The sequence below is a fragment of the Geopseudomonas sagittaria genome, from assembly GCF_900115715.1.
In the GTDB taxonomy this organism is placed as follows: domain Bacteria; phylum Pseudomonadota; class Gammaproteobacteria; order Pseudomonadales; family Pseudomonadaceae; genus Geopseudomonas; species Geopseudomonas sagittaria.
In genome coordinates, this window is the sequence record NZ_FOXM01000014.1 from 97,718 (window position 1) to 119,143 (window position 21,426).

19 protein-coding genes and 1 pseudogene are annotated in these 21,426 nt (G+C 66.6%); 18 read left to right on the forward strand and 2 right to left on the reverse strand.

The genetic code is table 11. From position 1 onward, the window contains the following. Positions 1 to 3: 3 nt before the first annotated feature. From trkA to BM297_RS16475, 3 genes are all read left to right on the forward strand, one after another. On the forward strand, positions 4 to 1,377 hold the full coding sequence (gene trkA / locus BM297_RS16465) for a Trk system potassium transporter TrkA (RefSeq protein WP_092433469.1): 1,374 nt from the start codon (positions 4 to 6) through the stop codon (positions 1,375 to 1,377). 74 nt (positions 1,378 to 1,451) lie between these two features. Beyond that, the gene (locus BM297_RS16470; protein WP_092433470.1) at positions 1,452 to 2,903 is read left to right on the forward strand and encodes a TrkH family potassium uptake protein; all 1,452 of its coding nucleotides are present in this window, start codon (positions 1,452 to 1,454) and stop codon (positions 2,901 to 2,903) included. 126 nt (positions 2,904 to 3,029) lie between these two features. Further along, entirely contained in the window at positions 3,030 to 3,350 is a 321-nt protein-coding gene (locus BM297_RS16475) for a tetratricopeptide repeat protein (RefSeq protein ID WP_092433472.1), read from the forward strand. Positions 3,351 to 3,476: 126 nt separating this feature from the next. Here BM297_RS16475 and BM297_RS16480 read toward each other — a convergent pair whose 3' ends face one another. Then, positions 3,477 to 4,364 carry a lysophospholipid acyltransferase gene (locus tag BM297_RS16480; RefSeq protein WP_092433474.1) on the reverse strand — a complete coding sequence of 296 codons (888 nt, stop codon included), beginning with the start codon at positions 4,362 to 4,364 and terminating at the stop codon, positions 3,477 to 3,479. 390 nt (positions 4,365 to 4,754) lie between these two features. Between BM297_RS16480 and BM297_RS16485 the strand changes: the two genes are divergently transcribed. From BM297_RS16485 to BM297_RS16555, 15 genes are all read left to right on the forward strand, one after another. Further along, on the forward strand, positions 4,755 to 5,273 hold the full coding sequence (locus tag BM297_RS16485; protein ID WP_092433475.1) for an Hcp family type VI secretion system effector: 519 nt from the start codon (positions 4,755 to 4,757) through the stop codon (positions 5,271 to 5,273). A 160-nt stretch (positions 5,274 to 5,433) separates the two neighbouring features. Beyond that, the gene (locus tag BM297_RS16490) at positions 5,434 to 7,491 is read left to right on the forward strand and encodes a type VI secretion system Vgr family protein (RefSeq protein ID WP_092433477.1); all 2,058 of its coding nucleotides are present in this window, start codon (positions 5,434 to 5,436) and stop codon (positions 7,489 to 7,491) included. Next, positions 7,488 to 8,060 carry a DUF4123 domain-containing protein gene (locus BM297_RS16495; RefSeq protein WP_092433479.1) on the forward strand — a complete coding sequence of 191 codons (573 nt, stop codon included), beginning with the start codon at positions 7,488 to 7,490 and terminating at the stop codon, positions 8,058 to 8,060. The genes BM297_RS16490 and BM297_RS16495 overlap by 4 nt, the downstream gene beginning before the upstream one ends. Beyond that, positions 8,057 to 10,789: a toxin VasX gene (locus tag BM297_RS16500; protein ID WP_092433482.1), complete on the forward strand. Its 2,733-nt coding sequence runs from the start codon at positions 8,057 to 8,059 to the stop codon at positions 10,787 to 10,789. The genes BM297_RS16495 and BM297_RS16500 overlap by 4 nt, the downstream gene beginning before the upstream one ends. After that, positions 10,780 to 11,739 (forward strand): hypothetical protein, encoded by a 960-nt coding sequence (locus BM297_RS21890; RefSeq protein ID WP_175526675.1) that lies wholly within the window; start codon positions 10,780 to 10,782, stop codon positions 11,737 to 11,739. Before BM297_RS16500 ends, BM297_RS21890 begins: the two co-directional genes overlap by 10 nt. A 341-nt stretch (positions 11,740 to 12,080) precedes the next feature. Continuing rightward, positions 12,081 to 13,073: a glycine--tRNA ligase subunit alpha gene (glyQ, locus tag BM297_RS16510; protein WP_092433484.1), complete on the forward strand. Its 993-nt coding sequence runs from the start codon at positions 12,081 to 12,083 to the stop codon at positions 13,071 to 13,073. Then, positions 13,073 to 15,127 carry a glycine--tRNA ligase subunit beta gene (glyS, locus tag BM297_RS16515; RefSeq protein WP_092433487.1) on the forward strand — a complete coding sequence of 685 codons (2,055 nt, stop codon included), beginning with the start codon at positions 13,073 to 13,075 and terminating at the stop codon, positions 15,125 to 15,127. The genes glyQ and glyS overlap by 1 nt, the downstream gene beginning before the upstream one ends. Positions 15,128 to 15,325: 198 nt before the next feature. Next, positions 15,326 to 15,871, forward strand: a complete 546-nt coding sequence (gmhB, locus tag BM297_RS16520) for a D-glycero-beta-D-manno-heptose 1,7-bisphosphate 7-phosphatase (RefSeq protein ID WP_092433489.1) — start codon at positions 15,326 to 15,328, stop codon at positions 15,869 to 15,871. Continuing rightward, a complete protein-coding gene (locus BM297_RS16525; RefSeq protein ID WP_092433491.1) occupies positions 15,868 to 16,611 on the forward strand; it encodes a lysophospholipid acyltransferase family protein in 744 nt (247 codons plus the stop codon). The genes gmhB and BM297_RS16525 overlap by 4 nt, the downstream gene beginning before the upstream one ends. A gap of 86 nt (positions 16,612 to 16,697) precedes the next feature. Continuing rightward, positions 16,698 to 17,819 carry a PilT/PilU family type 4a pilus ATPase gene (locus BM297_RS16530; RefSeq protein ID WP_092433493.1) on the forward strand — a complete coding sequence of 374 codons (1,122 nt, stop codon included), beginning with the start codon at positions 16,698 to 16,700 and terminating at the stop codon, positions 17,817 to 17,819. Between the two features lie 161 nt (positions 17,820 to 17,980). Continuing rightward, positions 17,981 to 19,192, forward strand: coding sequence for a Fic family protein (locus BM297_RS16535; RefSeq protein ID WP_175526676.1), 1,212 nt, complete (start codon positions 17,981 to 17,983; stop codon positions 19,190 to 19,192). 138 nt (positions 19,193 to 19,330) lie between these two features. Further along, positions 19,331 to 19,819 carry a GNAT family N-acetyltransferase gene (locus BM297_RS16540; protein WP_092433497.1) on the forward strand — a complete coding sequence of 163 codons (489 nt, stop codon included), beginning with the start codon at positions 19,331 to 19,333 and terminating at the stop codon, positions 19,817 to 19,819. Positions 19,820 to 19,910: 91 nt separating this feature from the next. Continuing rightward, a complete protein-coding gene (locus BM297_RS16545) occupies positions 19,911 to 20,273 on the forward strand; it encodes a glutaredoxin family protein (protein WP_092433499.1) in 363 nt (120 codons plus the stop codon). A gap of 84 nt (positions 20,274 to 20,357) precedes the next feature. Further along, positions 20,358 to 20,861: a rod shape-determining protein gene (locus BM297_RS16550; RefSeq protein ID WP_092433501.1), complete on the forward strand. Its 504-nt coding sequence runs from the start codon at positions 20,358 to 20,360 to the stop codon at positions 20,859 to 20,861. A 30-nt stretch (positions 20,862 to 20,891) separates the two neighbouring features. Next, a complete protein-coding gene (locus tag BM297_RS16555) occupies positions 20,892 to 21,152 on the forward strand; it encodes a hypothetical protein (RefSeq protein ID WP_092433503.1) in 261 nt (86 codons plus the stop codon). A 118-nt stretch (positions 21,153 to 21,270) separates the two neighbouring features. Here BM297_RS16555 and BM297_RS22165 read toward each other — a convergent pair. Then, positions 21,271 to 21,426, reverse strand: a pseudogene (locus BM297_RS22165) (4-oxalocrotonate decarboxylase); the annotation flags it as partial.

Sequence of the window (21,426 nt, forward strand, 5' to 3'; positions counted from 1 at the left end):
CGGATGAAAATCATCATTCTCGGCGCGGGACAGGTCGGCGGCAGCCTGGCCGAGCACCTGGCCAGCGAGGCCAACGACATCACCGTGGTCGACACCGACGGCGACCGCCTGCGCGATCTGGGCGACCGCCTGGACATCCGCACCATCCAGGGCAAGGGTTCCTACCCGACGGTGCTGCGCCAGGCCGGCGCCGACGACGCCGACATGCTGGTGGCGGTGACCAACAGCGACGAAACCAACATGATCGCCTGCCAGGTCGCCTACACCCTGTTCAACACGCCGACCAAGATCGCCCGGGTGCGCGAGGCCGCCTACCTGACCCGCGCCGGCCTGTTCTGCAACGAGGCGATCCCGGTCGACGTGCTGATCAGCCCCGAGCAGGTGGTGACCAACTACATCAAGCGCCTGATCGAATACCCCGGCGCCCTGCAGGTGCTCGACTTCGCCGACGGCAAGGCCCAGCTGGTCGGCATCCGCGCCTACTACGGCGGCCCGCTGGTCGGCCAGCAGCTCAAGCAGATCCGCGAGCACATGCCCAACATCGACACCCGGGTGGCGGCCATCTACCGCCGCGACCGGCCGATCATCCCGCAGGGCGACACGGTGATCGAGGCCGACGACGAGGTGTTCTTCATCGCCGCGCGCAGCCACATCCGCGCGGTGATGAGCGAGCTGCGCCGCCTCGACGACAGCTACCGGCGGGTGGTGATCGCCGGTGGCGGGCACATCGGCGAGCGCCTGGCCGAAGCCATCGAGAGCCGCTACCAGGTGAAGATCATCGAGATGAACCCGGCGCGCTGCCGCTACCTGTCCGACACCCTGGAAAGCACCATCGTCCTGCAGGGCAGCGCCTCCGACCGCGACCTGCTGGTCGAGGAGAACATCAGCGACGCCGACATCTTCCTCGCCCTGACCAACGACGACGAGGCCAACATCATGTCCTCGCTGCTGGCCAAGCGCCTCGGCGCGCGCAAGGTGATGAGCCTGATCAGCAACCCGGCCTACGTCGACCTGATCCAGGGCGGCGAGATCGACATCGCCATCAGCCCGCAGCAGGCCACCATCGGCACCCTGCTGACCCACGTGCGCCGCGGCGACATCGTCGCCGTGCACTCGCTGCGCCGCGGCGCCGCCGAGGCCATCGAGGCCATCGCCCACGGCGACGCCAAGTCGAGCAAGGTGGTCGGCCGCAAGGTCGCCGACGTGCCGCTGCCGCCGGGCACCACCATCGGCGCGATCATCCGCGACGAGGAGGTGCTGATCGCCCACGGCAACACCCAGATCGAGTCGGGCGACCACATCCTGCTGTTCCTGATCGACAAGAAGCACATCCGCGACGTGGAGCGCCTGTTCCAGGCCGGCCTGACCTTCTTCTGAGCCGCACGCCGGACGCCCCAGGGCGTCCGCTCCGCCCCACTCCCGCACCTCTCCTGCGCCGGTAGCTTTCGCCCATGCACTACGCCGTCATCGCCCGCATCCTCGGCATCCTGCTGATGCTGTTCAGCATCACCCACCTGCCGCCCCTGCTGATCGACCTGCATTTCGGCGACGACACCTGGCGCAGCTTCATCTGGGCCTTTGTCATCACCCTGTGCACCGGCGCGGTCATCTGGTTCCCGGTGCGCGCGGCCCGCGGCGAACTGCGGGTGCGCGACGGCTACCTGATCACCGCGCTGTTCTGGACCGTGCTCGGCTTCTTCTCCGCCATCCCCTTCCTGGTCAGCGACAAGCCGGCGATGAGCGCCACCGATGCGCTGTTCGAGGCCTTCTCCGGCCTCAGCACCACCGGCGCCACCGTGCTCAGCGGCCTCGACGACCTGCCGCACTCGATCCTCTACTACCGCCAGCAACTGCAGTGGCTGGGTGGCATGGGCATCGTGGTGCTGGCGGTGGCGGTGATGCCGATGCTCGGCATCGGCGGCATGCAGCTGTACCGCGCCGAGATGCCGGGCCCCCTGAAGGAGAACAAGCTGTCGGCGCGCATCGCCGACACCGCCAAGACCCTGTGGCTGATCTACTGCGGCCTCACCGTGCTCTGCGCGCTGGCCTACTGGATCGCCGGCATGAGCCTGTTCGATGCGGTCGGCCACAGCTTCGCCACCATCGCCATCGGCGGCTTCTCCACCCACGACGCCAGCATCGGCTACTTCGACAGCGCACTGATCGAGGCCATCTGCATCTTCTTCATGGTCGCCTCGGGGATGAACTTCGCCCTGCACTTCCTTGCCCTGCGCAGCCGTTCGCTGAAGGCCTATCTGCGCGATGCCGAGTGCACCGCCTACCTCAAGCTGCTCGCCGCGGTATTCACCATCACCACGCTGATCCTGATGATCTACAGCCACCACGAGCACCCGCTCGACTCGGTGCGCTACGCCGCCTTCCAGGTGGTCTCGGTGTTCACCACCACCGGCTTTGGCGTCGACGACTTCAGCCTGTGGCCGAGCTTCCTGCCGTTCCTGCTGCTGTACACCGCCTTCATCGGTGCCTGCGCCGGCTCCACCGGCGGCGGCATGAAGGTGATGCGCACCATGCTGGTGGTGCGCCAGGGCCAGCGCGAGATCCAGCGCCTGCTGCACCCCAACGGCGTGTTCGGGGTGAAGATGGGCCGGCGCAAGGTGCCGGACCGGGTGGTCGAATCGGTGTGGGGCTTCTGCGCCATGTACATGGTGACCTTCTTCGGCCTGATGCTGCTGCTGCTCGGCACCGGCCTCGACCCGATCACCGCCTTCTCCAGCCTGGCCTCGTGCATGAACAACCTCGGTCCGGCGCTGGGCGAGGCCACCGCCAACTACGCCAGCCTGCCGGACAGCGCCAAGGGTCTGCTCAGCGTGGCGATGATCCTCGGCCGCCTCGAGGTGTTCTCGCTGGTGGTGCTGCTGTCGCCGGGCTTCTGGCGCTACTGAGGCGCGGCCGGGTCAATCGCATGACGGCTTCATTCGCGCCCCGCTGCAATGCAGGTCGCGGATGAATCTGCTCCTGCACAGACGCTACGCTGTAGCCTGCTTGCCTGTCGTCTCGAGGAGAACAGCATGACCACCGTCGCCGCCCTGGAAAAACTGCTGGCCGCCGGCCACGACAACGCCCTGCTGCGCTTCGGCCTGGGCAACGCCCATCTGGATGCCGGCAACGCCAGCGAGGCGGTACTACACCTCTCGCGCTGCGTGGAATTCGACCCCAACTATTCGGCGGCCTGGAAGCTGCTGGGCAAGGCCCGTGCCGCCCTCGGCGAGACGGCGGCGGCGCGCGCCGCCTGGCAGCAGGGCCTGGAGGCCGCCCGCCGGCATGGCGACAAGCAGGCGGAGAAGGAAATGAGCGTGTTTCTGAAGAAACTGGACAAGCCGGCGCACTGAACATCGCCGAGCCGGGGCGTAGGGCGGGCCAGGCCGCCGGACGTAACCCACCAACCAGGCTGCCAGGCCTGGCATTTCGACCCTGTGCGGTCAGCCCAGCCTGCCTGGCAGGCGCAAGGCGCCGCCTCAGTACCAGCGTGGCTCGCCGGCCGGGCGCTTCTTGAAGCGCTTCATGCTCCACATGTACTGGCTCGGCCAGCGCCGCACGTAGCTCTCCAGCACCCGGCTCATCGCCGCCACGCCGACTTCCGGGTCCTTGCTGTACATCTCTTCCGGCGCTGCCTCGAGGATCACCTTGAAGCCGCTGCCGTCGTCGAGGCGGATGGCATGCAGGAACACGCCGACCGCCTTGTGCCCGGCGAGCATGCTGGGCACGAACTTGCTGGTCAGCGCCTGCACGCCGAGGAACGGCACGAAGATCCCGCTGCCCTCGCTCGGCTCCGGGTCGGCGGGGATGCCCACCGCGCCGCCGCGGCGCACCTCCTTGATCACGCTGAGGATGCCTTCCTTGGTCGACGGCGCCACCCGGTTGCCCATCTGCACCCGCTGCTGCTGCAGCAGCTCGTCCACCGCCTTCTGCTTGGGCGGGCGGTAGAAGATGATCGGCTTGCACTGGTTGCAGTAGAAGTGGTTGAGCACCTCCCAGTTGCCCAGGTGGCTGGTGATGCCGACCACGCCCTTGCCGCTGGCCAGCGCCGCCTCGAGCACCTCCAGGCCTTCCACTTCCTTGACCAGCGCCAGCGACTTCTCCGCCGGCCAGATCCACGCGCAGGCGCTCTCGGTGAAGGTCTTGCCGAGGTCCTTGAGGGTGCGCCCGAGCAACGCCTCGCGCTCGGCCGCGTCCAGCTCGGGGAAGCACCTGGCCTGGTTGATGCGCACCACCTCGCGCGAACTGTTGGGCAGCTTCCACATCAGCCAGCCGATGGCGGCGCCGAGGCGCTGCACGACGGACCAGGGCAGGGCGGCGACCAGCCGCAGTGCACCCACCACCAGGGCGCCTTTGATCTTCTCCACAGGACTCTCCCGCGATTGCACAGGGTGGCCATTGTACCCGCCAGCCGGCGATCGCAAGCGATTTCACTGCCCTGCCTACGCGCCATCATCCGACGCAACCCGAGTCGGCACTGCGCAGCTCCTTGCGCAGGCACAACGCCCAGAGGCCCCCGGAAATCCGCTACAAGCCCCGCCCGGCAAGGCCTGCAGGCAGCTGCGCAGCTCTTGGCACGTTCCTGCGCAGAATCCTGCACAGGCTTTGCCGACCTCGCTCACACTACCGCCGGTCAGGCTCGCAAGGAAACACGCAAGCCATTGTTCAAAAAGGAATTAATAACCCTGGCATGGCACTTGCGCTAGCTGTGGCTCCCGGACCGACCCGGTCCATGATCCAGGCAAAGGAGAGCACCCATGCCAACCCCCGCGTACCTGTCCATCGAAGGCACTAAACAAGGTCTGATCACCGCAGGCACCTTCACCGAGGGCTCGGTCGGCAACATTTTCCAGGAAGGTCATGAGGACCAGATCCTCGTCGAGGCATTCCACCACCAGGTCATCATTCCGCGCGACCCGCAGTCCGGCCAGCCCACCGGCCAGCGCGTGCACAAGCCGCTGATGATCACCAAGGTGTTCGACAAATCCTCGCCGCTGCTGTTCAACGCCCTCACCTCCGGCGAGCGCCTGACCAAGTGCCGCCTGGAGTGGTATCGCACCTCCGCCACCGGCACCCAGGAGCACTACTTCACCATCGAACTGCACGACGCCATCATCGTCGACGTGCAGTCGCGCATGCCGAACTGCCAGGATCCGAACATGGCCCACTTCACCCATCTGGAAGACATCTACTTCACCTACCGCAAGATCGTCTGGACCCACGAGGTCTCCGGCACCTCCGGCTCCGACGACTGGCGCACGCCGATCTCCGCCTGATCCGCTCGCACTGCGCAGTCCACGCATCGGCCAGACTCTCTGGCCGATGCCGTTTCCCGGGCAGCGACCGGCCCGAAATGCCGAATGCTTCCCGCCCACGCCCGGGCGGATGACGTAAAAACGGCGGCCTGCCCATGGAAGACCCGACGAGGAACAACGGATGTTCGCTCCGGCCAATGCCGCCCACTTCACCCTGCACATCGATGGCATCGCCCACGACCTGCAGGTCCTCGAATTCCACGGCCGCGAGGCCATCGGCCAGCCCTACCGCTTCGACCTCGAACTGGTCAGCGCGCGCCCCGACCTCGTGCTCGAGGACCTGCTCAACCGGCCGGCCTTTCTCGCCTTCGCCCCGGACGGTAGCGGCATCCACGGCCTGATCCACCAGATTGCCCAAGGCGATTCCGGCCAGCGCCTGACCCGCTACCGCCTCAGCCTGGTGCCGCGCCTGGCCTATCTGGCCCACCGCACCAATCAGCGCATCTTCCAGCACCTCACGGTGCCGCAGATCGTCGGCCGGGTACTGGAGGAACACGGCATCCTCGAAGGCAGTGGCCACCGCTTCCAGCTCGGCCCGACCGTCTACCCCCAGCGCGACTACTGCGTGCAGTACGCCGAGTCCGACCTGCACTTCGTGCAGCGCCTGTGCGAGGAGGAGGGTATCCACTACCACTTCCAGCACTCGCCGACCGCTCATGAGCTGGTGTTCGGTGACGACCAGACGGCATTCCCCAGGCTGGCGCCGGTGAGCTACCAGCAGGACTCCGGCCTGGTCGCCGACCAGCCGATGGTCAAGCGCTTCACCGTGCGCCTGGAAAGCCGCACCAACCGGGTGACCCGCCGCGACTACGACTCCGAACAGCCGCGCCTGCAGCTGGAGAGTGCCTTCGCCAGCGAGTTCGCCCCGGATCTGGAGGACTACGCCTACCCCGGTCGCTTCACCGACCGTACGCGCGGCAAGCAGCTGGCCCGCCGCGCCCTGGAGCGCCACCGCGCCGACTACCTGCTGGGCGAAGGCAGCAGCGACCAACCGACCTTGCGCAGCGGGCACTTCCTCGAACTGGGCGAGCATCCGCGCCGCGAGTGGAACCAGCTGTGGCTGCTCGGCGAAGTCCACCACGAGGGCAAGCAGCCGCAGGTGCTGGAGGAGTCGGTCACCAGCGAGATGACGGCGAGCGACGGCTTCCAGCAGGGCTACCGCAACCGCTTCACCGCCACACCCTGGGACGTGCCGTTCCGCCCAGCGTTGGCCCATGCCAAGCCGCGCCTGCTCGGCAGCCAGAGCGCCGTGGTCACCGGGCCGGCCGGCGAGGAGATCCACTGCGACCAATACGGCCGCATCAAGGTGCAGTTCCACTGGGACCGCGAGGGCCAGGCCGACGACACCACCAGCTGCTGGCTGCGCGTCGCCAGCAGCTGGGCCGGCGACCGCTACGGCGGCATCGCCATCCCGCGTGTCGGCATGGAGGTGCTGGTCAGCTTCCTCGAGGGCGACCCCGATCAGCCGCTGATCACCGGCTGCCTGTACCACAAGGAACACGTCGTCCCCTACGACCTGCCGGCGAACAAGACCCGCAGCGTGTTCAAGACCCTCAGCACCCCGGGCGGTGGCGGCTACAACGAACTGCGCATCGAGGACCGCCAGGGCCAGGAGCAGATCTATGTGCACGCCCAGCGCGACTGGGACCAGAACATCGAGCACGACCAGAAGATCCGCGTCGGTAACGAGCGTCACGACAGCGTCGAGGCCAACAGCTACAGCGAGTTCCGAGCCGAGGAACACCGCGCCACCCGCGGCGACCGCAAGAGCGAAGTACGCGCCAGCGACCACCTGACCGTCGGCGCCAGCCAGCACGTGAAGATCGGCAACGGCCAGTACGTCGAGGCCGGCCAGGAAATCCACCTGGCCAGCGGCCTCAAGGTAGTGCTGGAGGCCGGCAGCGAACTGACCTTCAAGGCGGGAGGCAGCTTCGTCAAGCTGGATGCCAGCGGCGTCACACTGGTCGGGCCGACGGTGAAGATCAACTCGGGCGGTGCGCCGGGCAGTGGCTCGGGCGTCGCACCGATACTGCCAGGGCAGGCCAGGCCTGCAGATGCGGACAAGGCAGGCATCCCCCTGGAAGCCTTGGTGAAGCAGAACACCGTCTTTCGGCGAACCCGCGCAGGCATCTGCGAAGTGTGTGAGGCGGCAACGGCTGCCAAAGAGGTGCAGGCATGAATCCTCCCGGCACAGGCAAGGGTGCCATCCTGCTCGATGGGGCACGGTATGACGATGCATTGGCATGGCTCTACGAGCGTTATCCGAGCGATCAACCGTGGCCGCTGTTGGTCGGGACCCCCTACTCACAAATAGCCGACGCTGGCCCGATACTGTTACCCGCAGCAGCCGGCAGCTCCACCTTCCATGCATGGTGGCACGGTTCGGATTTGTGCTCGGGGTTATGGCTGGAAAGCCGACTCGAGCTGGGTGAGCTATTCCGGGTACTGCAACGGAGAGTGCGCATTCTCGCGCCGGACAAGCGCGAATTCTGGCTGCGCTTCGCGGATGCACGGCCGATGCGCAACGCCTGGGCGGCCGGAGCCAGGTGGCCAGAGGGCTTCTGGCATGGAATCGACAGCGTCTGGCTGCATCACGAGCATGCGCCAATCTGCTCCTGGCGCAATCAGGCTCCTCATCTGGACTGCGCCCCCGCCGATACCGGGCTCAGCGCCCAAGTGACACTCGACTGGCCACTGCTGGCAGCATTGGCACACCAGGATGAAGCAACACAGGAAGTGGAAGCATGAGCCAGACATCATCGCCAAGCAGCACCTTCATACCCGCGTCCTGCCCACTACTGACCGCCGTTCTCCCCCTCCGCTATGCCATTGGCCCCACGCTGGCCATCGACACGACAGCGCTCCAGCTTCCGGCATTGCGTGGCGAATTCCCGAGTCTTGGCGAGGGCTATGAGACGCTCGAAGGGCGCACCCTCAACTACACCGCACGCCTGCTGCGCGACGGTTGGCTATATGTGTGGCAAAGCGGGCTTGGCAAGCTGGTCGAGTACAAGGTTGATAAAGCCCATCTGCAGCAGACTAACCGCGCCGGGAGGGTGATAGACAACCGCTGCCTGCCCTACCTGCTATTGCCCTCGGGCGAGAAAGCCATGCTCGCCTGGTCACCAAGCCAATGGAGCAACGCGCAGTTTGCGGCTGCAAAGACAACCGCCAAGACCCGCCAGCGGGTAATGCGTGAACTCACCCCCGGTGCAGCTCCCCTGAGCGGCAAAGCCGACGCCATTCACGAGCGAATCGGCGATTACATGGACGCGCAGCACTACGCCTGGAGTTGCGAGCCTTCAACCGGCCATCGCCCCAATTGGCCGGGCCTGCTGGATGGCATGCAGCGCTGCGAGCAGCAAGCCTATGTCGTCATCGACGATGCCTGGGGGGTACTGCTTGATCTGGCGGCGCTGCTGCGCGCCCGGCAGCGGGCATTCGATACCCTGCGGCAACAGCGCGGCGACGATTGGGCCATGGCAGGCGTGCTTCAGTCACTGGCAGAAAGCGATGCACAGATCAGGAGCCAACTCTCCTCGATCACGCGGCATGGCCAACTGACCACCGCCTGGCAAGAGCAACACCAACAGGAGGAGAACTACGCGGCCGACGTTCGCCGGGTGAGCGAATTGTGGGCCGACTGGTTCAACACGCAAGCCACGAAGGGGCCTGCCAGCCTGGATACGGCCTGCGGCCATTTCGATATCACCCAGCAGGATGCGCGTTCCGCTCTGGAGCATGAGTTCGCCGCGGCCTGCCTGGGCCCATCGGGCACAAGCATCGGCGCAAAGACCCTTTCTCTTGCCCTTACACCCGAGAGGCAGGTAGGCCAGCCGTGGTTGCTGTGGGCACTGCTCGGACTGGGCAGGCGAATGGGCATCGGCGAGATCAAGTCGCTGGTGGATGTTTCCGACGGACTCAACGACAACCTGCCCGCACTGGCCAAGGAAGCTGCCAACCTCGGCCGCGCCATGGCCCTGAGCGGCATGATCAACCACGCGGCAGACAACCTCAGCAAGCACAACCCGGCGGCGGCGTCGGAAGCGCTGCTTACCGCCCTGGCCCCGGTTGCCGGCCTGCATCTGCGGGATGCCTACAAGGCACCGGTTGAAAGCGCCGGCAGGCTTTACCTCGCGGCAGCCTTGTCCCGCGGCCGGCAGCGCCTGGCGGTAGCAGAAGCCAGCCCACGGCAGGTTGGGGAGTGGCTGAGCGATCAGTTGGCCACGAGGCCAAAAGCCCTGCCTGCGAAGTTCCAGCTCAACCCTGTGGCCCGTACTGTGCGCGACGCCTTGCCATTCTTCCATCTGGCTCCCGCCGCGGAAGTCGCCAAAACGGGGGGCAAGCTGGCTCCCCTAACCGGTCAACTGGCTGCCGAGGTGAACCTCAAGGATATGCTCAACCTGAGCAAGGATGCGCTGAATAGTGCCCCCATCAAATGCTTGGTAGCTCTGGTAGCGGGGGTGAATTTTGGGTGGGGTGGAAAGCAACTTCTCGACGACTACCAATCAGCCAAGAACAAACTCAACTTCGCAAGTGGCTTATTTGGACTAGCGTCAGCAGGTTCCGCGGCCTTGCAGAAGGTGGCCGAGGTCAACTGGGAGTCCGCGGTTAAGGTTGCGGGGGCAGAATCCATATCCTCCCGGACGGTTTTAGCCAAAGCGCTCGGCATGGGAACGAAATCGGCCGCGCTCCAAGCGGTCACGTCCAGCCTGGATGTGATTGTCTATGGCCTGGAAACCTTGGAGTCCTTTCGATCCGGCGACTTCGATACGGCTGCTATCAATGCAGGCCTCAGCGTTGCCTCAGCGACCAATCTGGCGATTTACGTGAGAACCTACCGGGTGGTGCGCGCCGCTCGTGCGGCTGTTATTGCCGGAGAGGCCGCCACCATCGGCCGGGGGGTCGCACAAGCGCCACATCTGGCGTTTAAAGCACTCGGCGTTACCATCCTGATCGTCGGCGGCGTTATCGCCCGTCTCCATACCCAGGACAGTCCTCTCGAGAAATGGATCAAGGGCACCCGGTTCGGCATCGCCCCGGCGGCTTGGGCCAACGACTACCAACAGGCCATGACCGAACTGTACAAGGTCCTGTTCCCCATCTACTTCGACGCTTACCGGCTGAACGAGCTCAATCCTTACCGCGGCATGCAGGCAATCACCTACCTGATGTTGCGCCTGCCGGGCAAGAACACGCTGACCGACGAGATGCTCCACTTCAAGGGCGAAGAAGTCTGGGGCGGCCAGTTCGGTTTGGGCAGCCTGCGCAAACCGGTGGAATGGACCGGCAAGGATTTCGATCTGCATGCCGGCACCCACGTCAGCACCGCATCCGGCGTTGCCACCTACCGGCGCGTCTATCACGAGGACCGGGACGGACGCAGGCTGAATAAAGTCAGCGGCAAATTGAGCTATTCGCCTCTGGAAGGCCTGACCCTGCCGGCAATCGATATCGAGGACATCGCATGGCTCTGAAAGACCTGATTCAGCAGGCGCGGGCAAAGTACGGCCAAACGCCCTGCATTCTGCTGAGCGCCTGCCTGCCCACGGGCGAAAAGCCCATGGAACTCTTTATCACCGACGAGCACACCGAACACTACTTGGCCTTACAGGCTGGGGGTGATAGCGATCGAGGGTTGATCACAGGTTTGATCGGTGGGATTGGAGGGGCCATGCTTTTATTCTGCGCCTTGGTTATGGCGTTATTTTCCGGGAAATGGGGGCTGGTACCCTCCATGCTTTGGATATGTATCCCAGCACTTGTGATTCCTTGCCTCTGGGAAATCAGTCGCCCCTTACCCTTGCCAATTCTCTTCAACCGCCGCACCCGCGAGGTCTACTTCGACCATAATGGCGAGCTCTACCACACCCCCTGGGACGGCATTCAGGCCATCGCCTGCGAGTTCCAGTTGGTCGGCCCCTACACCGCGGGGATGAACAACGCTTCTCTGGAAGTTCTCGTGCGCCGCCTCGGCGAGCCGGACAACACCCTGATGGTCAGCCTCGGTGCGCCCATGGGCAAGACGCTGGCCATGCAGAAGGGCTTCTGGGAATACCTCCGCGCCTACATGAACAACGGCCCCTGGTTCGACAAGGACGGCAATCACAGCGAATCGGACGCCTTCGTCAAAAGCCAGTTGGCGGCCCACATCAAACCAACAGGATTCCTCGCTCACTCACGCCAGGTGATTGCGGAGGAAAAAGCAGCCGCCGGCGGCAAGAACTATCTCAGCGGCACCGATTTCGTCCTGTTGCTCGGCGACCTGTTTTTCTACCCCTCGAACTGGATTCAGGAGTTCACCTACAACGTCGCCAGGCGTCGTTCCCGCAACCGCTGGCCGCAGATTGTCGTCGAGCGGCTACAGCCAGACGGTCCGACAGCACGCCTTATCGATCTGGAGCGTGAGCGCGGCCTGGATGTATGACTGGCTTAAGCGGCTGGACTCTCACAGAGGATCGCCCTCGCAAAAACTTTTACTTCATGCTCACGGGTACCAGTTTAACTATTGCCCTAGGCGTGCAGTCCCAGGAAGTCAAAGGTATACAGGCCACGCCCGAGGGTGATGACTTCGGCACTCTCCATCGAGGCTGAGCGCTTTCTGGAGCAGCCCCGCAATTACGTGGCTCACCACGGCATGTTCCACGTGGAACACTCATCCGGCCGGTAACGCCTAGCCGCGCGCGCCGCGCAATACGCACCCCCTCCACAACTATCGCCTTCGGTTATACTCGCCGGCTTTACGCAAGCCTCAGAACAGGTGATTTCGTGAGCCAGACTACGCCTGCCGTGCGCACCTTCCAGGACCTGATCCTCGCCCTGCAAAGCTACTGGGCGGAGCAGGGCTGCGTGGTATTGCAGCCCTACGACATGGAAATGGGCGCCGGCACCTTCCACACCGCCACCTTCCTACGCGCCCTCGGTCCCGAGACCTGGAACGCCGCCTACGTGCAGCCCTCGCGCCGCCCGGCCGACGGCCGCTACGGCGAGAATCCCAACCGCCTGCAGCACTATTACCAGTTCCAGGTGGTGCTCAAGCCGAACCCGGACAACATCCAGGACCTGTACCTCGGCTCGCTGCGCGCCATCGGCATCGACCCCCTGGTCCACGACATCCGCTTCGTCGAGGACAACTGGGAATCGCCGACCCTCGGCGCCTGGGGTCTGGGCTGGGAAGTCTGGCTCAACGGTATGGAGGTCACCCAGTTCACCTACTTCCAGCAGGTCGGCGGGGTCGAGTGCTACCCGGTGACCGGCGAGATCACCTACGGCCTCGAGCGCCTGGCCATGTACCTGCAGGGCGTCGACTCGGTGTACGACCTGGTCTACTCCGACGGCCCGTTCGGCAAGGTCACCTACGGCGACGTGTTCCACCAGAACGAGGTGGAACAGTCGACCTACAACTTCGAACACGCCAACGTCGACAAGCTGTTCGAGCTGTTCGACTTCTACGAGGCCGAAGCCAACCGCCTGATGGCCCTCGAGCTGCCGCTGCCGACCTACGAGATGGTGGTCAAGGCCTCGCACACCTTCAACCTGCTCGACGCCCGCCGCGCCATCTCGGTGACCGCGCGCCAGCAGTACATCCTGCGCGTGCGCACCCTGGCCCGCGCCGTGGCGCAGAGCTACCTGATCGCCCGCGCCAAGCTCGGCTTCCCGATGGCCACCGCCGAACTGCGTGAGGAAGTCCTCGCCAAGCTGGCCGAATCCGGCCTGCTTGCGGACCCGGTCCAGGGCACCCAACTGAAGGAGGCCGAATGATGAGCGCGCAAGATTTCCTGGTCGAACTGGGCACCGAAGAGCTGCCACCCAAGGCGCTGAAGAGCCTCGCCGAGGCGTTCCTCGCCGGCGTCGAGAAGGGCCTCAAGGCCGCCGGCCTGGGCTACGCCAGCGCGCGCTACTACGCCGCGCCGCGCCGCCTGGCGGTGCAGGTCGAGGCGCTGGCCACCCAGCAGCCGGACCGCAGCGTGAATCTGGACGGCCCGCCGGTACAGGCCGCCTTCGACAAGGACGGCCAGCCGACCCAGGCCGCGCTGGGCTTCGCCCGCAAGTGCGGCGTCGCTCTCGAGCTGATCGACCGCAGCGGCCCCAAGCTCAAGTTCGTGCAGAGCATCCCCGGCCAGCCGGCCGCCGGCCTGCTGCCGGGCATCGTCGAGACCTCGCTGAACGAGCTGCCGATCCCCAAGCGCATGCGCTGGGCCGCCCGACGCGAGGAGTTCGTGCGGCCGACCCAGTGGCTGGTGATGCTGTTCGGCAGCGAGGTGATCGACTGCACCATCCTCACCCAGCAGGCCGGGCGTACCTCCCGCGGCCATCGCTTCCACGCCAACCACGACGTGCGCATCTCCACTCCGGCCAACTACGCCGAGGACCTGCGTAGCGCCTACGTGATCGCCGACTTCGCCGAGCGCCGCGCACTGATCGACGCCCGCGTCGCCGAACTGGCCGCCGAGCAGCACGGCAAGGCCATCGTGCCGCCGGCCCTGCTCGACGAAGTGACCGCGCTGGTCGAGTGGCCGGTGCCGCTGGTCTGCTCCTTCGAGGAACGCTTCCTCGAGGTGCCGCAGGAAGCGCTGATCACCACCATGCAGGACAACCAGAAGTACTTCTGCCTGCTCGACGCCAACGGCAAGCTGCTGCCGCGCTTCATCACCGTGGCCAACATCGAGTCGAAGGACCCGGCGCAGATCGTCTCCGGCAACGAGAAGGTGGTGCGTCCGCGCCTGACCGACGCCGAGTTCTTCTTCAAGCAGGACAAGCGCCAGCCGCTGGAACAACGCAACCAGCGCCTGGCCAACGTGGTGTTCCAGGCCCAGCTGGGCAGCGTCTTCAACAAGGCCGAGCGGGTCTCCGCGCTGGCCGGCTTCATCGCCGCGCGCATCGGTGGCGACGCCGAGCGCGCCGCGCGGGCCGGCATCCTCTCCAAGTGCGACCTGGCCAGCGAGATGGTCGGCGAGTTCCCGGAGATGCAGGGCATCGCCGGCTACTACTACGCCAAGCACGACGGCGAGGCCGAGGACGTCGCCCTGGCGCTCAACGAGCAGTACATGCCGCGCGGCGCCGGTGCCGAGCTGCCGAGCACCCTGACCGGCGCCGCCGTGGCGGTGGCCGACAAGCTCGACACCCTGGTCGGCATCTTCGGCATCGGCATGCTGCCCACCGGCTCCAAGGACCCCTACGCGCTGCGCCGCGCCGCACTGGGTGTGCTGCGCATCCTGATCGAGAAGCAGCTGGATCTCGACCTGGTGCAGGCGGTGGCCTTCGCCATCGAGCAGTACGGCGACAAGGTCAAGGCCGACGGCCTGGCTGCCCAGGTGCTCGACTTCGTCTTCGATCGCCTGCGCGCGCGCTACGAGGACGAGGGTGTCGACGTCGCCGTGTACCAGGCCGTGCGCGCCCTGGCGCCTTCCGCGCCGCTGGACTTTGACCAGCGTGTGCAGGCCGTGCAGGCGTTCCGCCAGCTGGCCGAGGCCGCCACCCTGGCCGCCGCCAACAAGCGGGTGTCCAACATCCTCGCCAAGGCCGAGGGCGAAGTGCCGGCGCTGGTCAGCAGCAGCCTGCTGGTCGAGCCGGCCGAGCAGGCGCTGGCCACCGCGGTGGCCGCCGCCGCCGAAGCGGTCGCGCCGCTGGCCGCCGCGCGCAACTACCGCGCGGCGCTGGAGCGTCTGGCCAGCCTGCGCACGCCGGTGGATGCGTTCTTCGACAGCGTGCTGGTCAACGCCGACGATGCCGCCGTGCGGGCCAACCGCTACGCGCTGCTGGCCCAACTGCGCGGGCTGTTCCTCGGCGTGGCGGACATCTCGCTGCTGGGCTGAGGCCAGATGCCTGTGGATAACGGCTCCGGTCGTTATCCACAGGAACCGAATTACCGGACCTGTGGATATTTCCTCCGCGCCTTATCCACAGGGCCAAAGCGTAAGGTGGACAACGGCGCAGCCTTGTCCACCCTGCACCCCGGTGGAAAAGTGCTGCGCGCGTTTTCCACCCTACGTCCGCCCCCACAGGGCCCGACCATGAAACTGCTGATTCTCGACCGCGACGGGGTCATCAACGAGGACTCCGACGCCTACATCAAGTCCGTCGCCGAATGGATCCCGATCCCCGGCTCGATCGAGGCCATCGCCCGCCTGAGCCAGGCCGGCTGGACCGTGGCGGTGGCCACCAACCAGTCGGGCCTGGCGCGCGGCTACTACGACGAGGCCACCCTCGAGGCCATGCATGCGCGCCTGCGCCAGCTGGTGGCCGAGCAGGGCGGCCAGCTCGGCCTGATCGTGCACTGCCCGCACGGCCCGGACGACGGCTGCGACTGCCGCAAGCCGCTGCCCGGCCTGCTGCAGCAGATCGCCGCGCACTACGGCGTCGAACTGGCCGGCCGCTGGTTCGTCGGCGACAGCCCCGGCGACATCGCCGCCGCCCGGGCGGTGGGCTGCCAGCCGGTGCTGGTGCGCAGCGGCAAGGGCGAGCGCACCCTGGCCAAGGGCCTGCCGGACGGCGTTCTGGTGTTCGACGATCTGGCGGCCGTCGCCGCCCACCTGCTGGCCGTGGAGGCCGACCGATGACCCTGCGTACCGCCCTGTTCTACCTGCTGCTCGGCCTGAGCACCGTGATCTGGTGCCTGCTCAGCCTGCTGATCGCCCCCTGGCTGCCGCAGAAGGCCCGCTACATCTTCATCGCCCGTACCTGGTGCCGTTTCGCCGTGTGGCTGAGCCGGGTGATGCTCGGCATCGACTATCGCCTCGAAGGGCTGGAGCACATCCCCCAGCAGCCCTGCGTGATTCTCGCCAAGCACCAGAGCGCGTGGGAAACCTTCTTCCTCACCGCGCACTTCGCGCCGCTGACCCAGGTGCTCAAGCAGGAGCTGCTGCGCATCCCGTTCTACGGCTGGGCGTTCAAGCTGCTCAAGCCGATCGGTATCGACCGCAGCAACCCCAAGCAGGCGCTCAAGCAGGTGGCCAGCGTCGGCCTCGAACGCCTGCAGCAGGGCAACTGGCTGCTGATCTTCCCGGAAGGCACGCGCATTCCGGCCGGCGAGATGGGCAAGTTCTCGCGCAGCGGCGCCTCGGTGGCGGTAGCCGCCGGCGTGCCGGTGCTGCCGGTGGCGCACAACGCCGGCGAACTCTGGCCGCGTGATGGCTGGCAGCGCCATCCGGGCACGGTCAGCGTGGTGTTCGGCCCGGCCCTGCACGCCGAGGGCGAAGGCCCGCGCGCGGTGGCCGAACTCAACCAGCGCGCCGAAACCTGGATCACCGAGACCATGCAGAAAATCAACGGCACGGCGCGGGCGAACCAGGCAGACTGACCGACTGCAGCCCTTCCCGTGCCGGGAGGGGAGCGCGCCGGCACCAGCAGCGCCAACACTCTTCCCGGTTCACGGAGGCAAGCGGCATGGATGTGTTTCGTTACCTGCACCTGATGGTCGAGCAGGGCGGCTCCGACCTGTTCTTCAGCGTTGGCGCGCCCGCGCAGCTCAAGCGCGAGGGGCAGAGTCTGCCGATCGGCAAGGTGCCGCTGGCGCCGGGATCGGTGCAGCAGCTGGCCTACCAGATGATGAACCAGAAGCAGATCGCCGAGTTCGAGCGCGACCTGGAGATGAACCTGGCCATCGGCCTCGACGGCGCCGGGCGCTTCCGGGTCAACGTCTACTACCAGCGCGGCGACGTGGCCATGGTGGTGCGCCACATCAAGAGCAAGATCCCCGGCATCGGCGAACTCGGCCTGCCGCAGAAGCTGGAAGAGCTGGTGATGCTCGACCGCGGCCTGATCCTGGTGGTCGGCGCCGCAGGCTCCGGCAAATCGACCACCCTGGCCTCGATGCTCGATCTGCGCAACCGCTCGCGCGGTGGCCACATCGTCTGCATCGAGGACCCGATCGAGTTCATCCACAGCCACCAGCGCGCGATCATCGACCAGCGCGAGGTCGGCCTGGATACCCGCAGCTTCGAGCAGGCACTGCTCAACGTGCTGCGCGAGTCGCCGGACGTGATCATGATCGGCGAGATCCGCGACCTGGCCACCATGCAGCACGCCCTGCACTACAGCGAAACCGGCCACCTGTGCCTGGCCACCCTGCACGCCACCAACACCACCCAGGCCATCGAGCGCATCTGCAACTTCTTCCCCAAGGAAGCCCGCGCCCAGGTGCTCGGCGACCTGGCGCTCAACCTGCAGGCCATCGTCGGCCAGCGCCTGGTGCCGGGGCGCGAGGAGAAGCGCGTGGCCGCCGTCGAGCTGCTGCTGAAGACGCCCTACATCGCCGACCTGATCCAGCGCGACCAGCTCGACGACATCAAGACCGCCCTCGGCCGCAGCCAGGAGCTCGGCTTGCAGACCTTCGACCAGCACCTCTACGCCTTGGTGCAGGCTGGGCGCATCAGCCTTGCCGAGGCCCTGCGCCACGCCGACTCGCGCACCGACCTGACCCTGCGCGCCAAGCTGGCCCGCGGCTTCCACGCCGAGGACGCCGAGCTCAAGGTGATGCGCGATTCCGAGCTGAACATCACCCTGTAACGCCAGCGTCCCTGCTGCTTTGCGGACTACCCGCCGGGCCTGTCACCGGCCGGTAGCCGCGTGCGCGGAACATGAACGAATGCACGCAGGCACGCGCCCGCCACCCGCGGCATTTGGTTAACATGCCAGCTGCTCCTCCTTGCGCAACCAGGGTATCGCGGATGAAAGACCAGCCAGACATCGAGTGGAAAGACCTCCCAGCGGCATCCCCCGGCGCGACAACCGACCGCTTCCTGCACCCGGACGCCGGCGGCAGCTGGGACGACCTGCCGATGCCCCAGGTGCAACTGGCCGACCTCGACCCCCAGGCGCTGGCCGACTTCCGCCAGCGCGCCGCAGCCTGCCAGCGTCTGACCTGCGCCAGCGTGGAGGAGGGCGATGCCGCGCTGGTCGAACAGCTGCAGCTGTTCCATCTCAAGCGCGCGGCCGCGCTGCTGTTCCACGCCGAACCGGAAAAGCTGGTCAGCGGCGCCTACATCCGCATCGGCCAGTTCCGCCGCGATAACGGCCTTGTCGAACAGCACGCCATCGGCGGCAACCTGTTCGTCCAGCTCGAGCGCAGTCTGGCGCTGCTCGAGGAGCACCTGCAGCGTCATCCAGACGGCGGCGATGCCCGCGCGCCGGCGGCCTACCCGCTGCCGCTGGCGGCGCTGCGCGAGGCGCTGGTCAATGCCATCGTGCACAAGGACTACGCCAGCGGCATCCCGATCCAGATCCGCCTGCACGACGACCGCATCAGCCTGTGGAATCCGGCGCGCCTGCCGGAAGGCTGGAGCATCGCCAGCCTGCGCACCCGCCACCTGTCGCGCCCCGGCAACCCGGACATCGCCAACGCCTTCTACCGCGCCGGACTGATCGAGGCCTGGGGCCTGGGCATCGACAAACTGATCGCCGCCTGCCGCGCCCACGGCATCGTCGAACCCCTGCTGCGCCACGAACAGGATGGCCTGTGGCTGGAGTTTGCCTTCACCCGCGCGCTGCCCCGTCACTTCGCTGCAGGTCCCGCCAGCCGTGGCGCAGGCCGCGCGACAGGTGAAGCAAAAAGTGAAGTCGCAGGCGAAGATGCAGGTCATGTTGCAGGTGAAGACGCGAGTGAAGTTGCAGGTCATGCTTCAGGTTATGTGACAGGTGAAGGCACGGGTTATGTTGCGAGCGAAGTTCGCCGCCTGGTCCAGGCCTGCGACGGCGTGATGAGCCGCAAGGCGCTGCAGGACGCGCTGGGCCTGCGCAGCGACGCCAACTTCCGCACCCTGTATCTGGTGCCGGCGCTGGAGGCCGGACTGCTCGAGATGACCATCCCCGACAAGCCCAAGAGCAGCCGTCAGCAGTATCGGTTGTCGAGCCGCGGTACGGCCCTGCGCCAGCAGAAGTGAAGGCGATGAGGCGCCCGGTCGCAGTGGAGCGCTCCCCCACGCAGCCGGCGCTTGCCGGATCGTGCGGCACCTGTGGATAATCGCCAGGCAACTTATCCACAGGGCTGGCACCGACCGGCCACCATTGAGGAGTTCAGGATGAACACCGACCTCAGTTTCCGTCCGGTCCGCGACGACGATCTGCCCGCCATCTGTACCTTCGCCCGCACCGCCGAGGAGCTGTATTTCCTCGCCCCGCGCGCCCGCTTCCCGCTCGACGTCGAGCAGCTGGCGACCAGCATCGCCCAGCGCAGCGACTCCAGGGTGGTCTGCCGCGGCGCGCAAGTGCTGGCCTTCGCCAACATCTACAAGCACGAGCAGGGCGCCTGCTGGGTCGGCAACGTCGCGGTGGCGCCGCAGGCGCGCCGCCAGGGTGTGGCGCGCTTTCTCATGCAACAGATGGCCCGCCTGGCCGCCGAGCGCCACGGCGCCAGCGAGCTACGGGTGTCCTGCTTCAACAGCAATACCGCCGGCCTGCTGCTGTACTCCCGGCTCGGCTACACACCCTTCGCCCTCGAGGAAAGGCTGGATAGCCGCCAGCAGCCGATCGTGCTGATCCACCTGCGCCTGCCGCATCCGGAACGCTGAAAGCCCTGCTGCGCTTTGCCAACGGTTGCACAGCCGTCGCCGGCGGGTCATGGCAGACTGCCAGTGCCCGCCCCGACAAACGGACTTGTCCATGCGCAACCTCATCCTGCTCATCGCCCTGCTCGGCGGCGGCTACCAGGCCTGGGAGCACTTCTCCCGCGCGCCCCGCGAAACCAATGCCCCGTTGCACGCCGAGCCCTACCTGGCCGTCTACGGCCGCGACGCCTGCGGCTACACCCAGGCCACCCTCCGCGATCTGCGCCAGGCCGGCATCCGCTACCAGTACCACTCGGTGGACGAGCCGGCGGTGGCCGACCTGCTGCACCGGCGCATGCAGAATGCCGGCCTCGAGGTCAGGCGCTACCTGCTGCCGGTGGTCGACCTGAACAACCGGATCACGGTGCATCCCGATAACGGCGATCTGGTGGCGCAGGCGCGCCAGCTGCTGCGCTGAGCGCTGACCGTCTCGCCTCGCATCGCATCGAACTCGACAGCCAGCCCCGACCATCCCCCCACCCAGGCAACGGAAGCCCCCCAGATGAACAAGCTGTTCCACAACACCCTCTACCTGCGCCTGCAGCCAGACCAGCTGCACGCCCTGCATGTGGAGTCCGGCCGGACTCTTGCCGAAGCGCCGCTGCTGGCCCTGCGCCACGACAAGGGCATACGGGTACCGCTGGCGGCCGGCAAGGAGGCCCAGGCCCTGCGCGGACAGGAGGGCATCGAGCTGGCCAACGGCTTCGAGCATCCGCGCACCCTGCTGGCGGACTTCGGCGTGGCGGAGAAGACCCTGCAGCTGCTGCTCAGGAAGATCCTGCCCGCCTCGCTGCTGCAACGGGCACCGACGGTGATCCTGCATCCACAGGCCCTGCTCGAGGGCGGCCTGACCCAGGTGGAGATCCGCGGCTTTGCCGAGCTGCTGCGCGGCGCCGGCGCCCGCCAGGTGTTCATCTGGTGCGGGGCGGAGCTGAGCCGCACCGATCTGGAGACCCTGCGCTTTCCCGCCGAACGTGGCACATTGCTCTATCCCGAACCCAGCTGAAAACAGTGCCGAACGACAAGGATGGCGCCCATGAGCGACGAGCAGTACCGCCACGAATCCCTCAGCGTGCTGCGCGAAATCCGCGACACCCAGCGCGAGATCCTCGCCCAGCTTGGCGCCCAGCGCGCGCTGGCCGAGGAGCAGCTCGCCCGTTCGCGGGAAACCGTCGAGGAGTCGATCGGCCTGCAGAAGCTGGCCCTGCAGCGCCAGCGCGCCATCAGCCTGGTCGCCGTGCCGGGCATCCTCGCCTGCATCGCGGCGATCGGCTATCTGGTGCTGCGCTACTTCTAGGCATGCGTGTTCCACGTGGAACACTCGCGCGCAGAAACACGAAGCCCGGCATGTGCCGGGCTTCGTGTCATGGAACTCCGCTGGCGCAGCTGCCGCGCCGCCGAAGGAGGGGAGTGGCTCAGACGAAGCGCGCGGAGACGCTGCCCAGGCCCTGGTAGCGCACGGTGACGTTGTCGCCCGGCTCCACCGCCACCGCGGCGGTGATGCCGCCGGTCATGATGAAGGTGCCGGCCGGGATGTGCTCGCCGCGCTCGGCCAGCAGGTTGGCCAGCAT

What these genes read in the sequence shown, in the direction of transcription:
- trkA (WP_092433469.1), top strand. Translation starts at nt 4, where the DNA reads ATGAAAATCATCATTCTCGGCGCGGGACAGGTCGGCGGCAGCCTGGCC.
- BM297_RS16470 (WP_092433470.1), top strand. Translation starts at nt 1,452, where the DNA reads ATGCACTACGCCGTCATCGCCCGCATCCTCGGCATCCTGCTGATGCTG.
- BM297_RS16475 (WP_092433472.1), top strand. Translation starts at nt 3,030, where the DNA reads ATGACCACCGTCGCCGCCCTGGAAAAACTGCTGGCCGCCGGCCACGAC.
- BM297_RS16485 (WP_092433475.1), top strand. Translation starts at nt 4,755, where the DNA reads ATGCCAACCCCCGCGTACCTGTCCATCGAAGGCACTAAACAAGGTCTG.
- BM297_RS16490 (WP_092433477.1), top strand. Translation starts at nt 5,434, where the DNA reads ATGTTCGCTCCGGCCAATGCCGCCCACTTCACCCTGCACATCGATGGC.
- BM297_RS16495 (WP_092433479.1), top strand. Translation starts at nt 7,488, where the DNA reads ATGAATCCTCCCGGCACAGGCAAGGGTGCCATCCTGCTCGATGGGGCA.
- BM297_RS16500 (WP_092433482.1), top strand. Translation starts at nt 8,057, where the DNA reads ATGAGCCAGACATCATCGCCAAGCAGCACCTTCATACCCGCGTCCTGC.
- BM297_RS21890 (WP_175526675.1), top strand. Translation starts at nt 10,780, where the DNA reads ATGGCTCTGAAAGACCTGATTCAGCAGGCGCGGGCAAAGTACGGCCAA.
- glyS (WP_092433487.1), top strand. Translation starts at nt 13,073, where the DNA reads ATGAGCGCGCAAGATTTCCTGGTCGAACTGGGCACCGAAGAGCTGCCA.
- gmhB (WP_092433489.1), top strand. Translation starts at nt 15,326, where the DNA reads ATGAAACTGCTGATTCTCGACCGCGACGGGGTCATCAACGAGGACTCC.
- BM297_RS16525 (WP_092433491.1), top strand. Translation starts at nt 15,868, where the DNA reads ATGACCCTGCGTACCGCCCTGTTCTACCTGCTGCTCGGCCTGAGCACC.
- BM297_RS16530 (WP_092433493.1), top strand. Translation starts at nt 16,698, where the DNA reads ATGGATGTGTTTCGTTACCTGCACCTGATGGTCGAGCAGGGCGGCTCC.
- BM297_RS16535 (WP_175526676.1), top strand. Translation starts at nt 17,981, where the DNA reads ATGAAAGACCAGCCAGACATCGAGTGGAAAGACCTCCCAGCGGCATCC.
- BM297_RS16540 (WP_092433497.1), top strand. Translation starts at nt 19,331, where the DNA reads ATGAACACCGACCTCAGTTTCCGTCCGGTCCGCGACGACGATCTGCCC.
- BM297_RS16545 (WP_092433499.1), top strand. Translation starts at nt 19,911, where the DNA reads ATGCGCAACCTCATCCTGCTCATCGCCCTGCTCGGCGGCGGCTACCAG.
- BM297_RS16550 (WP_092433501.1), top strand. Translation starts at nt 20,358, where the DNA reads ATGAACAAGCTGTTCCACAACACCCTCTACCTGCGCCTGCAGCCAGAC.
- BM297_RS16555 (WP_092433503.1), top strand. Translation starts at nt 20,892, where the DNA reads ATGAGCGACGAGCAGTACCGCCACGAATCCCTCAGCGTGCTGCGCGAA.